This is a genomic window from Anaerococcus provencensis (assembly GCF_000312365.2).
In the GTDB taxonomy this organism is placed as follows: Bacteria; Bacillota; Clostridia; order Tissierellales; family Peptoniphilaceae; genus Anaerococcus; species Anaerococcus provencensis.
Window position 1 is genome coordinate 166,870 of record NZ_HG003685.1, and the last position, 18,998, is coordinate 185,867.

10 protein-coding genes and 1 pseudogene are annotated in these 18,998 nt (G+C 31.8%); 4 read left to right on the forward strand and 7 right to left on the reverse strand.

What is annotated here, in order from left to right; translation table 11 throughout:
- Nucleotides 1–31: 31 nt before the first annotated feature.
- The 7 genes and pseudogenes from BN38_RS01130 to BN38_RS01150 all read right to left on the reverse strand — a co-directional run.
- On the reverse strand, nt 32–1,555 hold the full coding sequence (locus tag BN38_RS01130; RefSeq protein ID WP_049944412.1) for a hypothetical protein: 1,524 nt from the start codon (nt 1,553–1,555) through the stop codon (nt 32–34).
- 76 nt (nt 1,556–1,631) lie between these two features.
- Entirely contained in the window at nt 1,632–1,898 is a 267-nt protein-coding gene (locus BN38_RS11240) for a lactococcin 972 family bacteriocin (RefSeq protein ID WP_268257884.1), read from the reverse strand.
- Between the two features lie 15 nt (nt 1,899–1,913).
- Entirely contained in the window at nt 1,914–2,099 is a 186-nt protein-coding gene (locus tag BN38_RS11245) for a hypothetical protein (protein WP_230197698.1), read from the reverse strand.
- Between the two features lie 279 nt (nt 2,100–2,378).
- On the reverse strand, nt 2,379–2,690 hold the full coding sequence (locus BN38_RS11250) for an ATP-binding protein (RefSeq protein WP_230197699.1): 312 nt from the start codon (nt 2,688–2,690) through the stop codon (nt 2,379–2,381).
- A gap of 29 nt (nt 2,691–2,719) precedes the next feature.
- Nucleotides 2,720–3,460, reverse strand: coding sequence for a sensor histidine kinase (locus BN38_RS01140; RefSeq protein ID WP_230197700.1), 741 nt, complete (start codon nt 3,458–3,460; stop codon nt 2,720–2,722).
- A complete protein-coding gene (locus BN38_RS01145) occupies nt 3,453–4,151 on the reverse strand; it encodes a response regulator transcription factor (protein ID WP_230197701.1) in 699 nt (232 codons plus the stop codon). The genes BN38_RS01140 and BN38_RS01145 overlap by 8 nt, the downstream gene beginning before the upstream one ends.
- 237 nt (nt 4,152–4,388) lie before the next feature.
- Nucleotides 4,389–4,790, reverse strand: a pseudogene (locus BN38_RS01150) (TraM recognition domain-containing protein); the annotation flags it as partial.
- Nucleotides 4,791–5,241: 451 nt separating this feature from the next.
- Here BN38_RS01150 and BN38_RS01155 point away from each other — a divergent pair.
- The 4 genes from BN38_RS01155 to BN38_RS01170 all read left to right on the forward strand — a co-directional run bounded on the left by BN38_RS01155 (nt 5,242) and on the right by BN38_RS01170 (nt 18,995).
- Entirely contained in the window at nt 5,242–8,241 is a 3,000-nt protein-coding gene (locus BN38_RS01155; RefSeq protein ID WP_049944413.1) for a C1 family peptidase, read from the forward strand.
- Between the two features lie 15 nt (nt 8,242–8,256).
- Nucleotides 8,257–9,636 (forward strand): CAMP factor family pore-forming toxin, encoded by a 1,380-nt coding sequence (locus BN38_RS01160; protein WP_044565079.1) that lies wholly within the window; start codon nt 8,257–8,259, stop codon nt 9,634–9,636.
- Between the two features lie 40 nt (nt 9,637–9,676).
- Complete coding sequence (locus BN38_RS01165; protein ID WP_044565080.1) at nt 9,677–11,050, forward strand: CAMP factor family pore-forming toxin; 1,374 nt, start codon at nt 9,677–9,679, stop codon at nt 11,048–11,050.
- A gap of 64 nt (nt 11,051–11,114) precedes the next feature.
- Nucleotides 11,115–18,995: an MG2 domain-containing protein gene (locus BN38_RS01170; RefSeq protein WP_044565081.1), complete on the forward strand. Its 7,881-nt coding sequence runs from the start codon at nt 11,115–11,117 to the stop codon at nt 18,993–18,995.
- Nucleotides 18,996–18,998 lie beyond the last annotated feature (3 nt).

Consider the following 18,998-nt stretch of genomic DNA (forward strand, 5'->3'; position numbering starts at 1 on the left):
ATCAACACATAGTTTTTTGTATTTGGATCATCTAATTTTTTTGACTATCAAAACTAAAGATATTTTGATCTTTTTTTACTTGTACATATTTTTCTTTAGCGATATTTTTTTTATCTATAAGTTTCTTAGTGTGATCTTCTTTTATAATTTTTTTATCTCTAACAGATACATTTATATTTTCTGGAACAAAAATTATCCATTCGCCATCACAAGCTTTGTAATCCTTAATAGCTTCTCCATTTATATCTATTATCTGAGCTAATTTTAAGAAATTATTATTAATATAGGCAAATTTGCCATGAAAAACTTGTTTATCAACGTAATCTTCATCATAAAGTATTCCTTCTTGTTCTGCATTTGGTGCATCAAATAGTATTGCACCATTATCCTCTAATTCATTCCACAAATTGTTTAATTCCGGTACAACGGCTTCTTGAAACTTTTCGTCATCTTTTACATATGACCAAGGCCAAGAACAGGCAATATTAGCATAGTTTTTTGTTCTTTCCCGTGTTGCAATGTATGGCTTTAAATGTAAATAGTCTACTAAACCCAAAAAACTGACTACCATAAGATATAAAACTAATGAAACTGAGATAGTCTTCACAAATATAGAGCTTCTATTGTAATTTTTTCTATATCCTTTTAACCACAATACAATATTTACATTATTTGCTTTAAAAAGAAGCATTATAAATTCTAGTATAAATAAAACTAAAAAAGTAATAATCATAAAACCATATATTTTTCTTAATGAAAACATGTACCCATTTATGTTATGTGGATCGGTAAGGATATATAATATTACTGTTATTAAAATAAATGAAGTTAAGATAGGAAAGCGTAGCATCCTAATTGTTTTATTAAAACAATAATTTCTTTTGTCATATCCGAGAAGATCTATTATAGCTATTTCTTTTGATAGTGATCCGTTATAAATCACAAGACAAAATATTATCGAAGTAATTAATATTAAAGTGGAGACTATATATAAAAAGAATTGTTTTTGCGTGTATTCACTAGCTATAGAAAAAGATTCATCAACTTTTGCTTCTAATTTAAATGTATCCAAGTCTTCCAAAAAATTTCGAATATTTTCTTGACTTCCTTTAATATGATAATCTCCATTAAAATAACTTTTATCAATTTTGGAAAAGGGAAGCAAATCCACTTCCTTGGTTGTCAATATGCTAATGTTTTCTAACTGTTTAAACTTATTTATGCTATCAGTATTTTTTACTATGTTTATATCTTTAAATTTTTCTTCAAACCAGTCTCCATCATTCAAGAAAATATAAAGTGATAGTTTTTGTTTTCCATATCTTGTTTTTTTCGGTTTATATGTTTCTTTAATCAGGCTTATATTATTTTTATTAGCAATTTCTTGTATATCTATTATATTTTTTTCTATATTTTCAGGATTAGCAACTATATTAACTGTTGTATCGAACTCCTTATAAAAAATTTTCATAAATGAAGATTCACTATTTATAAAAATGCCTAAGCTAATAACAAAAATTAAAACGGTTATTAAAAAACCTATTATTTTTTTCATAAATCATATCCTCTTCAATAATATTAGAGAGTGCTAGCACAAATATCTATTAGCTAGCACCCTCTAAATTAAAGTATTATTTCACATTTGCCCAAGCTTCATTTCCACTACTAGCTTTTTCCCAAGATGCTGACGCTCTTAAACCAGGATCTGTCCAACCCGAATAAGAAAATTTTCCACCTGCGCCTTTAACAGCTGTCTTATGCACCTTTCTATCATGATCAAATTTAGACCATACCTTTGTATTATTCACACCATGTCTCCATCGTCCACCTAAAAAATCTTTCCATCCACTATCATAGCCATATAAAACTACAGTGTTTTTATGTTCTTTTAAGTAAATCTCATAACCTAAGTTTTATATATATGATAATTCTGTTTCTTCTTCTTGCTCTTTAACATCTAAATTTACTTCATAACCTAATTCTTCAACATATGGAAAGCTAGTTTCTAACTTAGAATTAGATCCCGATGCAAATACAGCCTCCGTTGTTGCAGTAAAAAACATTCCTGTTATTAACAAAATCGACAATGCTTTTTTCATATTTAGTTCTCCTTTACATATTATAACTATTATTATCACAAAAATATTGATGTTCTTGTAAATCTTACAGTATTTTCAATCTCCATTTTTATACCTTTGAGGATTCTCATATTTCATAAAACGCCTACCTTTTATATTTTTAATATAAACTTCATTTACAATTCATTTATTTATTTAGGAATAAATAAAAGCTATCTTTATATTAATTATAAGATAGCTTCTAAAATAATACTTAACAATAAGCTTGAATAAATCTTTCATTTTTCTTGCTTTTTTGTTTTATTGAATTTTAAAAATAACTTCAGCACACACCTTACTTTCATATTCGTAAATATTAAAGTTTCCATTTAAATGTTTCACAATATCATTTACTATTGTTAATCCTAACCCTGATCCACTATTTACTACACGATTTCTAGATAAATCTCCTCTACGAAACTTCATTTGCATTGTTTTAAAATCAATATTTAAACCTTTTTCAACTTCATTAATCATTTTAATTATTAATGTGTCTTCTGTATTTTTTACTGTAACGTTTATTAATGTTCCACTTTTTGAATATTTCCTTGCATTAGATAGCAAGTTGTCCATAACTCTTAATAATAATTCAGGATCTGTCTTTATTTTTTTCTACTAGTGCCAATAAAATCAATACTTATTGAATTCTCATCTAATGTTAATTTACGTTCTTCCTCCCACTGTTTAAAGAAAAGCTCTAAATTTACTTCTGATATATTTAACGGAATTTCATTTAAATTAAACTTCAAATAAGAAAAGAAATCTTCTGTTAAACTGTTTAAAAACTTAGCATTTTCATATATAACCTTTTTAAATTTCTTTTGCTGTTCTTTTGTTAATTCTTCTTCATCATTTAGTAATGATGCATAACCTAAAAGATTTGATAAAGGTGTTTTAATGTCATGAGCTAGGTATGTCAACAAATCCGTTTTTTCTCTAAATGCTAATTCATATTCTTTCTCCATTTCATCATAATGCTTACGAATATTTATAAATGAGATTCGTTCATCTGACAATGACTCATGAAAAGGAATAATTTCAGAATTTTCGCCACTCAAGTAGTCTAAGCCTGATACAAAATATTCTCTATATTTATCAAATCCTCTTTTTTGAATATAAAAACTACCTACTATTAACAATATTATCAGTAAAATTATAAAAACATAGTATTTAAATGAAAAATATAACTCATAAATATAATCTAGAGATTTTTCATCATCTATTTTTGACATAATAACCATATCAATTATTTTATGTAACACAACAACAATTACAATACTTAAAGAAGCCCACAATGATTCCAAAAGTACTATATGTGAAAAATATGAGCTTTTTTTATTCATTGATTTTATACCCCACTCCCCAAACTGTTGTAATAATTGACTTTACCCCTATCTTTTCAAATTTACTACGAATTCTCCTTATATGAACCATAACAGGATTTACTTCAGAATCTAAAATATCATCGCCCCATATTTTATAATGAATCTCATCCATATTATAGACTTTATCAGGCTCTTCCATTAATAGCCATAAAATATCAAACTCCTTAGGAGTTAAATCAATAACGGTATCATTATAGTATCCTTTATGCTTTTTCTTATCTAGTTTCAAATTACCTACACTTCTTTCAAATATATTTATTTTTGATTCTGTAGATAAAAACTCGTAATTCCTTCTTAATTGTGCTTTTACTCTAGCAACTAATTCAGATGGTTCAAATGGTTTTATCACATAGTCGTCAGCACCCATATTTAACCCCTGAACCCTATAAATTGAATCTTCCAAAGCAGTCAACATAATAATAGGTATTGTGGATTTTTTTCTAACTACTTTGCATATTTCAAAACCATTAATATCTGGAAGCATTAAATCTAAAATAATTAAATTATATTGATTTTCTTTAAATGCTTTTATGCTATCTTTACCTGTGTTAAATACTTCAATCTCCCATCCTTCAGGCATTAAATACATCTTTATTAACTCTGATAAATCAACATCATCTTCTATGATCATAATTTTCATATTGTCCATAACTATATTCCTCATTTAAAATGCATTAATTGTGTTTCGCAAATTTTATAATTAATAATTCAGCCTTTAACTTAAAAAACTCTTGAATCTTTAATCAAATTTTTCAAAAATATATTAAGATATCAATAAAATGAATGTAGTCATAATTTTATTTTTGAAACAATTATACTATATAAAAACCACTATTTATCAAAATCAGTAACTTTATATTTTTACTATTCCTTTTTACCTTTATTTTATACCTTTCTTAAAATAATCTTCCAATAACTTGTAATACTTATGCTTTGTAATGACAAACTTATCAGATAAGAAGGGTCTTACCCCTTATGGTATATACACTTACCGCCATCAATTACAGTTATTTCATCTTGACTCATAAGCTCCTTATCAGCTTTTTGGTAATTTAGACCAAAAGATTTCTGATTTGATTTTGTTTCTGATGTGTTATATATGGCCATGGTTTTTTTCCCTAAGGTTTCCGACAATTCTTCTACTCTTAGAAAAAGTGTAGAGTCACAGTTACCAACTATTGTATCTGCATGGTATTTATAGATTGCTTTTAATTGAGATTGTGCTTGCAGTATTATACTTTCTGATATTTTTTGAACGAATTGTAGAAATCAATTTTTCAAATTTTGGTGTACATTAAATTGAACCTCTGTATGCCTAAAGACACCTACGGTGGTGTGAATGGAGCTAGATTTTAGCCCCTATTCGATTGGCTATTTTAAAAAAATACTAATTTTTTCACATGAATAAATATTCTTTTAAAATTTTTGATAAACATATCGTTTAAGTTAGTCAAAGACTTAATTTATAAAATATTTATTTATAAAGGTTTATCAGTTAATATATATAAATTAAAGCAATAATTGCCAATATAATATTTTATAATATATAATTCCAAGTTTAATTTCGATAGATACAATATATTGATATTTTTTATTAAATATTTGGATAATATGTAAAAATAATGAATTATAGGATAGTAATATTCACAAGCTTAAGAAAATCGTGAAAACTTTATCTTGACAAAGCTAAAAATATTTTATATAAATTTAGTAGGATATAAAAATCTTGGAGAAATATAATGAAAAATTTAAAGAGAATTCTTCTATTCTTATCGCTAAGTATTTTACTAGTTTTTCCCATGAAGACTTCAATGGCGGTGGAAGAAGAAAATGTAAATGAAATAGACGGTGACTTTTCTTCATATGAAGAAGATTTAATCATCAATGAAGCGCCTATTAACCCGGATTTTAACAAACAAAGAGCATCAGAAGAAAGTGGTCTTGATGGTGTTAATGCTGACCCATTAAAAATATATACAGATTATGATGCAATAGATAATCCTTATCCAGATAGGCAAATGGCAAATTTTCTGCCGGCAAGCTTTGATTTAAGAAACGAAGGAAGAGTTACACCAGTTAGAAACCAAGGACCTAATGGATCCTGCTGGGCTTTTGCAACATATGGCTCTGCAGAATCGGTTTTATTGCCAAGAGAAAATCACGATTTTTCTGAGAAAAATTTAAGAAACACTCATGGCTACGATTGGGGTCCAAAAGATGGTGGATCTTGTCAAATATCTGCAGCTTACCTTGCTAGATGGTCAGGTCCTATTTCTGAAAGAGACGAACCTTATAGCCCCTATGATTTTAATTCGCCAATTAATTTTACACCTGTTAAAGAACTTCAAAGTGCTATGTACATACCAGATGTAAGAAATGCCAATGATCTTGCGACCTTAAAACGCGCTATCATGGAATATGGTGCAGCTTACACTACTGTATATGGTGATGAATCTTTTACAAATTTCTACACCATGGGCCACTATAATTACGGTAATGGCTGGGGCAACCACGCCATAACTCTAATCGGTTGGGATGATAATTATAGTGCATCAAATTTTAAATGGGGTGCACCTGGTGATGGAGCTTGGCTTGCCAAAAACTCTTGGGGTTCCAATTGGGGGTCTATGGGTGGATATTATTATATTTCTTACTACGACACAGTTATAGGAACTAGCAATTGTATTTTCCAACTAAAGGATAAAGAAAGAGATAAGTCTATTTGGTATTATGATCCACTTGGCATGACCAGCAATATAGGAAATGGTAGGATTGGATGGTTTTCCAATATATTTGGACCAGCTAGAGAAAATCTTCAAATTTCAGAGGTGGGAGTATTTGTTCCAACAAACAATGTAGATTATGAAGTTTATGTAAACACAAATATTGGTGGCAATAGTGGTTTTAATAATAGAGTAAAAGTAGCTAGTGGCAATATCAAGTATGCAGGTTACACGACTATTACTTTTGCCCCACAAATAATTCCTCAGGGAGCATATTTTGCACCGATTATTAAGTTTACGACTACAGGCTACAACTATCCAATACCTGTAGAAAAACCGATTTGGGGATATTCGTCTAGGGCAAGGGCTGGAAGGAACGAATCATTTATTTCCTACGATGGTTATAATTGGTCAGATATTACAAACCAAATGACCAATACAAATGTTTGTCTCAAAGCATTTACAAAACGAGCAGGATCATATGACAATCCACCTGATAGGCCAGATCCTATAGATATAAAAGTAAGCGAGATTAACTTAGATAAGGAAAATTTAGAATTAAAGGTTGGAGAAAAAGATAAAATTGTAGCAGAAGTTTTGCCAATTGAAGCGACAAATAAGAAACTTACGTACAAATCATCAAATCCATATGTAGCAAGTGTGGATACAAATGGTCAAGTGAGAGCCATCAGAGAGGGCACAGCTACTATCCAAGTTTCCGCGACTGATGGATCTAAAGTGTCAAAAAATGTAAATGTCACAGTAAGAAAAGTTGACGTCAAAGAAGATGACGAATTTGTAGTAGATGTCAATATACCAGAGAGCATAAGGCTAAATGAGTACTTGAAAGTTCACATAAATGTAAAAAATAAAAGTAAGGAAAATATTAAAGATGCCTTGGTAGAAGCAGTTTTTGCTGGAGGTAAAAAAGTATCAACTTACACAGACTCCAATGGCAATGTAAATTTATATATTCCCACAAATCATATCAAAGAAAATGGTAGTTATAAACTTGACATAAAAATTTCTGGTGATATACTGAAGAACTACTTAAAATCTTTCGACATCAATATTGGAGATTCTGAAAATCCAGATAATCCACTCATAATTGTGAATCCTTCAAAGAGCAAATACTCAATAAATGAAAAAGTAGAGCTAAAAATATCAACTAAGATTGGCAAAAAAGCCCTCGCCTATACAGATTTAGATATCAAAATCACAGATCCAAATGGTGAAGTTTATAAAGACTTTGCAAAAACCAATGAGCTAGGGATCACAACTTATAATTATATTCCAGACAAAGATCCTACTATTGGGCTATACAAAGTAGAAGTAATCGGTCACTCATCTTCTCATCCAGACTTCAAAGCAGAAACAAGTTTTGAGTTTTTAGAAAAAGAAAGCGGCATAAAAGTAAATATTAGCCAGGATAAGAATTTGTATTATCTAGGTGATAGAGCAAATTTGAAATTAGAATTTAAAGATCAAGAAGGTAAAGTTCTAAAAAACTATAAGTTTAACATTAGAGTCAAAGGACCAAATGGCTTTGATCGTAGCTTAGAAAAAACTACTGATTATAGCGGCAATGCTAGTGTATTTATCAAAGCAAATAAGACTACAGGTCCTGGAACTTACAAAGTAGAAGTCGCTCCTGCCCATGGAAGTAATGATAAGATAAGTGCTAGTTACCAAGTAGATTTCATAGATCCAAATAAGAAGCCAATCAATATGGATATTACAGGAGTTAAAGAGACATATAAGAAATATGAAAAGCTTAAAGCCATAGTTTTTCTAAAAGATGAGAAAAATTACAATCTAAAGGATGCCAAAATAAGTATTGGCCTTTTTGATACATCTGATAGAAAGATTAGCGAAAAAACCTTTAAAACTTCTTACACTGGAAAGATTACTTACGATGGACCTAGCCTAAAAGAAGGGGATTATAAGCTAAAAGTAAAGGCCCAGAAGACATCATATGAGGATAAGGAAGAAGAAATAGAATTTACTGTAAAATAGTAAAAGGAGCTAGATATGAGCAAAAAATTTAAAGTTTTTGGGACAGTAACTTTGGCAACATTTTTATTCACTTCAGTCCCGTTTTATTCATGCACTAAGTCATATGCCCAAAGTTTTGAACAATCCGCAAACGAATCATTAGATGTGGAAGATATTTACCAAATAAATGAGGACTATGACCTAAGATTAAGTGATGAGGAAATCAGACAAGAAAGTTCTGTCCTCCAGGGTGCAAGGATTGAAGGAAACAAAGCCTATCAGATACCTTTGATGAGCCAGGCACAAAATGAACTTATAGAATTGTGCGAAGATAGGAATTTAAACCTACCTCAAGGATTAAATCCAGAAAACCCTCAACAGTTTTTCTATATAGGTTCAGTTGGAGTTCGTATCCAGCTACTAAGAAAAGTTAGTAAATTTATAAACCAAATGACAACTGAATACATTTACAAAATTCAAGAAGCTCACAATGTTGCTGCCCAAATATCTTTTGAAGCTGTCATGGTTGCAATAAATCCATTTAATGGCAGAAAGGATGTTTTAAAGGCTATAGAAAAATTTGATAACAATGTTGAAAAGGTAAAAGACTACAGAGACCTAACATCTGGAGACCAAGCGACAATTTATGTGAAAAGATTAATGTATAAGAACATAGGTGAAGCGAGGAAGGCGCAAAATAAATATTTTGTAGATGGAAGCTATGGACTTCGCGGCAAGGAAGAATATATACAAAATATTTATAGAAATGAAGTAAACGATATAAATAGACAAGTAGGGCAAAAAATTACCTTTGGCCAACTAGTGGAACTTGACGCAAGACTTAAATCTGCTTCATCATCTGCACTTTTATCTGGCGAAGTAGTTGCCAATCCTAAGTGGATTAACGAAAATATAAACTCACAAATAAATTCACAAAATAGATTAAAAGCCCAATATAGAAATCAGATAAGCAAAGAAGACTATGATTCATGGCAAGGATTTGTAAAAAAACTTACTGATAGAAAAATTGAGAAAAATCCAAAATATGAGAACATAGCTGAAGCTTGTTACGATTTATGGGATTTTGACTTAAAGCTTATAGAAAAATACCCGGAAACCTTCAATAAAGATGCCTTTGGAGACTTCAATCTCTATATACCATCTTCCTACATCGAACCTTACCAAGTTGCAGATATTAAATGGATCGTATCTCCAACATTTGACAAGATTCCTCAAGGCATGCAAGCACAAAGCTCTAATATTATAATCGGTTTTGGAGCACAACAAGCCCAGTATGGCGATTATAATAGCTATGTTACAAATAGAAGTTCGTTGCGTGATGAAACCATAACTACTAATATGGATGGGACAAATACAGAGATGATATATCCAGATTTTACTGATCCAAATAATTAGAAAAGTTGATTTCATAAGTTAAAATATTAGGGAGGATAATATGAAAAACAAAATTTTTGCATCTGTATTAGCAATGCTCATGCTAGTAAATGTAGGCGCACCAACTATTGCAAGTGCAAGTAGTGAAAGCGAAACTTCACTAATGGAAGAATATCAAAACACTTTGCCACAACTTTCAGAATCAGAAATGTTAGAAGGTGCTACAGTCTTAGAAGAGAACAAGGTTAAAAATGTTCCATTAATGCAAGCTTATCAAGAAGATTTGATAACTTTGGCAGAAGATAGAGGATTTGACCTACCACCAGTAGCTCAAAGATACAATCCAGACACAATCTATGACCTAGATTCTATTGCACCTAGAATTAAACTTCTAGGACTAACAGGTATCTTTATTCACAGATGTTCAACAGAGTTGATTTATAAAGTACAAGCTGCTCACAGTAAAGCAGCTGGAGAAGTTGCAATTGCTTTAGTAACTGCCTTTAACCCATTTGCTTCAATTGACGAAATAGAACAAGCTTGCGAAAGAATCTCAAGCGTAATGGATGAATTAGTACAAATGCCAGACTTGACAGCAGATGACTTTGCAACAATCTACCTAAAAAGGGTATTCAACAAAGACGTTAGAGAAGCAAAAAAACTATTAAATAAATATTATATAGATGACTTATCTGAAGTTGGCGTTAAGGGTAAAAGAGAATTTATAAGAAATTCACTTACAAAAGAAATTAACGACGTTTACAAAAAAGGTAACAGCCAAATCCAAGTAAAGGATTTGATAGAACTTGATGCTAGACTCAAATCAGCTTGCCAAGCAGCACTTCTTGAAAGAGATGTTTACGCTTCCCCAAAATGGTTAAGTGGAACAATAGATAAAGAAATAAGAGATGCTAGAAATATCAAAAACAAAACAAGTAAGTATCTAACAACAGACGAAAGAAATGCTTTTGAAAAAGAACTAAGAAAAGCAAACGACGTTAGACGAGCAAAAGATGTTTCTTATTCTAGAGCAGCAGAAGGTGTATACATCTTAAGAGATTATATAAATGAATTAAGAGCAAAACACCCACAAGAATTCGAAGCAGTACTTGCACTAAGAGAAGGTGAAGCAATTTCTTGGAGAGAATTTAATGTTCAATCAGAAATCCCTGATCCAGCAAGGATAGCAAAAATCATTTGGCTAAACAGCCCATCATTTGACTTCTTGCCTGATGGATTTATGCCAAGTGACAATGAAGAAATTATAGTAGGTTATGGAAACGAGGAAATACAATACGGTTCTTACGAAACTTATACAATAAATAGAGATAGACTAAGAGCATCTGAAGAAGTAGTAGCTCCTGACTTTGGTGATGAAGGTGAAGAAAACAACCAAACACTAAGTGAAGGCTACCTAATCTTCGACTTTAATTAATGTATTAAGAGCGATGTGTTTGCAGATAGAGGGCTTTGGCCCTCTATTGTATTAGGGGAGAAAAATGAAAAACAAAGCTAAAATTTTTTCGCTAATCTTATCTTTATCAATGCTAAGCCAGCTAGCTTACCCGTCATTTGCTGCATCTGAAGATAGTAAAGAAAGCTCAGACTTAGTTGAATTTAACCAGGTTAATGAAAACAAATATTCCGATGATGAAGATATAGATTTGTACGAAAAAGCTATATTAAACGAAGAATTTAATAGCGACTACCAAAAAGACAATCCGATAAAAAAAGACCCATACGAAATATACACAAATTATAGCGCTATAGATCAGAAAGTAACAAAGAAAAATCTGCCAAGAAGATACAGCAGATTCAATACATTTTTTGTAGCTAGCAATAAGTACGACCTAAGAGATGAGGGAAAAGTAACAAGTGTCAAAGACCAGGGACCAAATGGATCTTGTTGGGCCTTTGCAACCTATGGCTCCGCTGAATCAGTTTTGTTGCCTGATGAGAGAATGGATTTTTCTGAAAAACATATGAGAAATACCCACGGCTTTGATTGGGGTCCAAGTGAAGGTGGAACAAGAACTGTTTCTTCTGCTTACTTAGCACGCAGGTCTGGTCCAGTTTTAGAAAAAGATGATCCATACGATATATTTAACGGCAATTCACCAGAGAATTTACCAATAGCTAAAGAACTTACCCGTGCCTATTTCTTCCCAGATAAGAGAAGTGCAGGAGATAATGATCTTCTAAAGAGGATGATTATGGAAAATGGTGGTATTTATTCAGCTGTAATGGGCGGTGATGAGTATTTAAACAAAAAAACTATGGCTCATTATTATAATGGGGGCCAAGCACCAAACCACGCCATAACCATTGTTGGTTGGGATGATGATTACAGCAGGAAAAATTTTAAGACTCAACCCCAAGGAGATGGGGCCTGGATTTGTAAGAACTCCTGGGGTAGCAATTGGGGAACTCAAGGGGGATATTATTACGTTTCCTACTACGATAAAAATATAGGCACCCAAAACTCCCAATATATTTTAAAAGACCTAAATCCAAATGAAAAAATTTGGCAATACGACAAGCTAGGTATGACTAGCCAAGTTGGCCTTGGCGAAGAATCATACTATGCTAATGTCTTTGGACCAGTAGCAGAGGATACCTATCTTACAAATGTAGGCTTGTGGACATCTGCCAATAATGCCGAATACGAAATTTATGTCAATACCAATATCGATAATAATGCTGGCTTAAGCGATAAGACCAGTATAAGAGAAGGCAAAATGGAATTTGCAGGATATGAAAAAGTAAAGGTAGAAGATACCTTCATACCAAAGGGATCCAAATTTGCAGTAATTGTAAGAATGAAAACTCCTGGCTACAAATATCCTATTCCAATAGAAAGGCCTATTAAAGGATTTTCATCAAAAGTTACAGCTGAGCCAGGCCAATCTTTTGTCAGCAAAGAAGGTGAAAAATGGACTGACCTTACAGATCAAATTCCAAATGCCAATGTATCACTCAAGGCTTTCACTTTTGATGCTGACCACTTTGACCAAGAAGATAACCAAAGTCAAAAGATTGAGTCTATAAGCTTTAAGGAAAAAGAAAAACTAATGAAAATCGGAGACGAAACCACTCTTGCTATAGATATAAAACCTAGTGATATAAAAGCAAAAGATCTAAGGTGGGAAAGCTCTGACAGGACAGTTTGCCAGCTTGATAATGCCGGAAAAGTTAAAGCCATCGGATATGGTGAATGTGTGATTACCGCAAGAGCAAAAAACTCTTCCAAAGTTTTTGACACTATGAGAATAAAAGTAGATGAAGCAAATGCAGAATTTAAGGCAAATATCCATTCTGATAAGCAAAACTACTTGCAAGGCGAACAAGTTGGACTAAATATTGGCCTAAAAGACCAAGATGACAACCAAATAGTAAATAAAGACATAGTTTGCGAAATAGTAACTAGCCATAATCAAAAATTCAAATACGATTTGAAAACAAACCTAACTGGCCAAGCTAATTTCAATGTAAGACTTGATAATGCTGCTGCCATAGGTAAGTACAGAGTAAATATTTACTATAAGGATAAATTAATAGGCATAAACACCTTCAATGTAGAAAGTAAAGATTTCGCACCTACTATAGAAAACCCACTATTTGTTACAAATACCTTGGATAAAGACAAGATTAGACCAAATGATAAGATAAAACTTGTTTCAAAGGTTTGCGATAAATATGGAGAAATAAAAAGATATGCAAAAGTAGAGTTAACAATTACCAGTCCATCAAATAAAGAAAGCAAAAAAAGCCTTTATACAAACAAAGAAGGAGAGGCAATCTTTGATTTATCAAATGAAATTTTTGCCAAAGAAGGAAGCTACAATCTAAAAGTAGACGCAAGCCTAAGTGGTTACGATCCATTTAGTGAAAATCTAGAGGTCCTAGTAGATAGAAATACAGCAGAGATGGAAAAACTTGACCTTGATATAGACATGGCAAAAGACGAGTTCATGGCAGGCAAAGAAAGTGTAAACATGGCCTTTATAGTAAGTCATGAGGCAAAACCAATAGCAGATGCCAATGTCAGAGTTAGCATAACAGATCCAAATCAAAAATCATACGAACTTGATTTAAAAACTGACCAAGAAGGCAAAGCAGTATTTTCAATGGACATAACAGACAAAAATGCAAGTGGTATGTATAAGATTGATGCATCTGCCTTTAAAGATGGATATTATGACATAGAAAAATCTGACACTTTCTTCGTAAAGAAAGAAGGTAAGTACCTAAACATTTCATTTGAGTCAGCAAAAAAAGACTACAAACTAAACGAATCAGCTTATATTAAGGTTCAAGTAAAAGATGAAAACAACAATCCAAAAAGAAATGCATCTGTGGAACTAAGTATAATTGATCCAAACCAAAAAGAAACAAAAATTAGAAAAGTTAGCGACTATAACGGCTATGTATTTATTTATATGACACCAAAGGCTTATACATCAGCTGGAGAATATTCTATAAGCGCATATGCAAGTGCATACAACTACCCATCAGCAAGGTCTAACTATAAGATAAGATTTGGTGAAGAAAACCCAGACTACAAAGAGCTAAAAGTAGAGGCAAAAAACAAAAAGGACCAATACTATGTAGATGAAAAACCACAAATCTCCCTAGTAAGCCTAGATGAATTTGCCAATACTGTAGCTAACTGTGATGTAAATATCACTATAAAAACACCAGATGGCAAAATAATTGTAGATAGGACCAAAACTGATGATAAAGGGAAAGCTAACTGGGCTTACAATTTAAAATTAATCCCAGGCAAATACGAAATAAGCTTTAAGGCAGAAAAGTCTAACTACAAGGCAAATTCTGTAAGATCAAGTTTCCTTGTAGAAGAAAGACCAAAACTAGCTAAATTAGTGGCAAAAACCACAACTGACAAAAAAGTCTACCAAGGCTTAGATAAAGCAAAAGTAAGCTTAGACCTAGTAGATGAAAAAGCCAAGAAGATAGAAGATGCAGATGTCAAAGTAAGTATTGAAAATAAAGATGGCAAAGATTATAAGAATCTAAAAACAGATAAAGATGGACATATATCTTTTGACATAGACTTAAAAACTCAAGGAAAATACACTTTAAATTTTGAAGTCAGCAAAGATAATTATGAAGGCACAAAGATTCGTGATGTGATTTTTGTAATTAATGAGCAGGTAGCAACAACTAGCAAAGAATATATTGGAACAATTAAAGCAAATGAAGTTGACTCTTATATAGAGAAAAACAAGCCATTTATCTTAGATATAAGACCAAGATCAGACTTCGATAGGGCCCATATAGAGACATCATTTAACCTTGATTATAATGACAGTGATTTTGATGTTTTCTTAGACAACATTAGCAAAGATTCTCACTTGTTAGTAGTTTGCAAGAAGGCAAACAACGATGCTGTTTTGGAGAAATTAAGTGAAAAAGGATTCAAATCAGTTCTCCTCATAGAAGAAGGTATGGAAGAATATATCAAAATATCCGATATAGATAAGGAGACCTATAATAAGAACCTAGATTTGCTTATAAGAAGAGATAAAGATACCTATAATCCTAAAAATGAATTGAAATTTACCTTAAAAACTCAAGATACAAATAACAACTATATTGCAAATGCAAATGTAGTTTACAAAGTTATGGACCTTGCAAATACAGTCTTGGATACTGGCCAGATAAAAACAAATAATTTGGGAGAAGCAGACCTCATAATAAAACTTGCGGATAATACCTATCCAGGTAAATATAAAATCATTGCAAAGGCAAGCAAAGATGGCTATAAAGATGCAGATTCTGCTGCAATATTTAATATAGCAAGTAAGGAAGTTGTGGACAACTTCACGGATTATGAAAGCGCAAAGAAAAATCTATACTTTGACCATCTAAAAGATAGTCCGGAAAATCAAAGGATAATCAAAAACCTATATGGCAAAAATATTCTAGGAGAAAATGTTATAAACTTTGCTGGCAAAGATCAAATGCTAGGCGATGATTTTGACCTAGATAAGGCAAGTTTGATATTATTTGCGGGAGAAAAGGACCCAAGTCTAGAGAAATTTGCCAAATTATCTCATGATACCTATAACTTTATGAGAATAAGTCCAAAGAAAGATATAGATTATCTAAAAGAAAATAATCTGAAACGACTTATATCCTATAGTGCCGTTGATAGGGAAAATAATCTACGCGATGGTAAATTAAGGCTTGGAGAGGAAAGTAAAATTCTCGTTTTAGACAAAGACGGCAGAATAGTAAACCTCATAGATAGAAAAGATTTTGACAATATCAAAGAAATCTTAGCTAAGCAAAATATTAAAATCGTGGATACTAATGTCGATCCAAATATAGAAATAAACAACAATGGCAAAGCAGATATTGCCATAAGTTCTCCAAATACTCGCATTAAACGCAAGGATATTTTGGAGATAAATGTTGAAATCAAAGACAGGTATACAGGCAAGGCTCTTGAAAATAGAAATATTAAATACACCCTAGTTGATCCTTTTGGTAGAAGTGTATCCTACAACAGACAAACTGACAAAAAAGGCAGACACATACTAAGAATAGGAACCAATGACAAAACGTCTCTCGGCAATTACAAGATAAAAGTAGAATTATTGGATGCTGATTACAAAAATACTTTCAAATTATTAGAATATGAGGTGATAGATGCCAATACTCCAGATCTTTTGCAAATGAAAGCTGACATTGCTACTGACAAAAACAAATACGATTTAGGAGATACTATAAATTTAACTATAGTTGCAAAAGATTTGAATAATTCCTTGCTTGACAAGGTAAAGGTATCTGCTATTTTGGAAGATCCAAATCAAAATGAAGTATACAACAAGTCTGTCCAATCAGATGATAAGGGCAATATAAAGATATCCTTCCCAACATCAGATGAAAATAGTCTTGGCAAATACAAGATAAAGCTAAGAATCAATCGTGAAGGATTTAAGGAATACAAAAAAGACTTGGAAGTTCAACTTGGAAATGATCCAGTAAATCCAGAACCAGAACCAGACCCTAATCCAGAACCAGAACCATACAAACCAGTAAATCCTATAGATGTAGAAGAAAAAGAGCAAAACTTCCCACTATCATTTGAAGGAGCTTATGCCCTAGGATTTTTTGAAACTACAGATGATTTAACTATGATAAATCTAAAAACTAGGTATGCAAAATCTTACAACAATTTAGTTTTATATGATAAGGACAATAAAGCTCGAAAAATAGGCGACATCATCGACAATAAACGTCCAAGTATTTTCCTAATGGGCGATAGGATAGATGAAAATTCTAAGAAAATGTTTGAAAACTCATCAAATATTGACAACAAGGCCTTCAATTTTGTAAATGTAGTTACAAATGGAAATGCAAAAGACCTTGAAACTATAGGCAAGGGCAAGCTTTACCAGGACTCTTTCTATAGAGGAAATTCATTAAACGGACAATTTAGGTCAAACAAAAACCAGGTAGTAGTTTTAGATAAAAATGGGGCGGTAATTAATGTATTCCCATACAAATCTAATTACGAATTGCTAAGAAGATTTAATATGTCAAATGGCTACTATGCTGATAACGACAACTATAAGCCTCTAAGCTTAGACAATTTCCAAGCTAATTATCCAATCTCTTTTGACCAAAGAAAACAAAGAGGTGATTATGAGGCTATGACCGATGAGGAAATGAGATTTAATGGCAGATACGCCAATGACTTCTCCAAGGCCATTCTCATAAAATCTGATAATAGCAGAGTTAATCTAGGAAATATTTCCAAAAAAGATATAAAAATTCTCCTTATAGGAGATTATAGAAAAGATGAGACCATAAAAATGTGGGAGAATGCCCAATACATTGCTGATGGCGATTATGATTTATTAAATATCTCCTATTTGGGTAGTCAAAACCTTATAAATGCCGAAAAAGAAAGATTTAAGAGCCTATATGATGTCAAAAAAGATATCTATATATCAGGCGCTTATAATAGCTTGTTTAACCTACAAAAACCAGCAATTGTAGCTCTTGATAAGAATCAAAGATTTATCTTTAGCAAAGAATACAAGTCTAATGAAGATATAAAATATGTTATAGATAGGACTTTAAATACAAGTGCAACTAGCAAAACTATAACAGATTCTTACAAAGAAATTGGCGACTACGACGTATTAAATGAAATACCTGACAAAGAAGATGACCCAAATAAGATTTATCCAATGTCCTTTGACCAACGTAAGGAAAGAGGAGATTATAGTATCTTTGAGCCAAACGAAAAAGATATCAACAAAAAATACTATGGCAAAGATATGAATCTTTATATGATGGGTGACATGGCAAACCAAAATATCTACATCAAAGATTTCTTGGACAAAAAAGTAAATGTTATGCTTGTAGGATCCCCTCAAGATAATAAATCCAGAATAATGTGGAAGAACTCAGCTTATATAAATACAGAAAACATAAAGCTAGTTAAGATTTCAAACTACAAGGGCATTGACGACCTAAAATATATGTTTGCATCTTACGATATGAACGATGTAAGTAATGATTTCTACTATGGTGGAGCAAAATTTGACTTTGACAAAGAAGTTTCATCACCATATATAGTTGTCACTGACGAAGATGGTAAATTATTATTTGTAAAAAGATATGCTACAAATGAAGATGTAGAAAGCTTGGTAAATAGAGCGCTAAAGACAAAGTATTCAGCTAACGATGGGCCAGATAACTTCCCACCAATAGCAAGTGACTCCATATCAAGCGATAACAAAGACCACGAGCCAGGTTATATAGCGCCTGCAAACATTGAAGAATTAGCAAGTAATTTCCCCTTAACTTTCGCCCAAAGAGAGTATAGGGGAGATTACGAAAATCTTTCAGATGAAGAGCTAAGGCAAAACCAAAGATTCTATGGTAGAGATATAAAAAATATAAATCTTTTAAGAAATGATAGCTCTTATCAGAGAATATCTGACATTGGAGATAAAGATTTGACAATATATCTCTTAGGAAACTACAAAGAAGAAAGTTCCTTTGAAATGTGGACTAATGCCTACCAATATGTCAGCGATGATTTCTCAATAAAGCTATTAAACTATGCAGCAAGTCCAAAAATATTAAATGACTCTATTGCAGCTCACAGTCTAGATTTAGGAGAAATTTATACAAATGGATCAGCCCTAGCCTACCTAAACAACAGAGTCAACAACACAATCATAGCAGTAGACAAAGACTCTAAAGTTATCTTTATAAAAAATTATCAAGACAACAACGATCTAAAATACGTCTTAGATAGATGTGTGCGAACTAAGTATTCAAAAGACATCAAATCAAACCAAATTCCAGATATTTATGATGTAGTTTTAGATTAGAGA

What these genes read in the sequence shown, in the direction of transcription:
- BN38_RS01130 (WP_049944412.1), bottom strand. Translation starts at nt 1,555, where the DNA reads ATGAAAAAAATAATAGGTTTTTTAATAACCGTTTTAATTTTTGTTATT.
- BN38_RS11245 (WP_230197698.1), bottom strand. Translation starts at nt 2,099, where the DNA reads ATGAAAAAAGCATTGTCGATTTTGTTAATAACAGGAATGTTTTTTACT.
- BN38_RS11250 (WP_230197699.1), bottom strand. Translation starts at nt 2,690, where the DNA reads ATGGACAACTTGCTATCTAATGCAAGGAAATATTCAAAAAGTGGAACA.
- BN38_RS01140 (WP_230197700.1), bottom strand. Translation starts at nt 3,460, where the DNA reads ATGAATAAAAAAAGCTCATATTTTTCACATATAGTACTTTTGGAATCA.
- BN38_RS01145 (WP_230197701.1), bottom strand. Translation starts at nt 4,151, where the DNA reads ATGGACAATATGAAAATTATGATCATAGAAGATGATGTTGATTTATCA.
- BN38_RS01155 (WP_049944413.1), top strand. Translation starts at nt 5,242, where the DNA reads ATGAAAAATTTAAAGAGAATTCTTCTATTCTTATCGCTAAGTATTTTA.
- BN38_RS01160 (WP_044565079.1), top strand. Translation starts at nt 8,257, where the DNA reads ATGAGCAAAAAATTTAAAGTTTTTGGGACAGTAACTTTGGCAACATTT.
- BN38_RS01165 (WP_044565080.1), top strand. Translation starts at nt 9,677, where the DNA reads ATGAAAAACAAAATTTTTGCATCTGTATTAGCAATGCTCATGCTAGTA.
- BN38_RS01170 (WP_044565081.1), top strand. Translation starts at nt 11,115, where the DNA reads ATGAAAAACAAAGCTAAAATTTTTTCGCTAATCTTATCTTTATCAATG.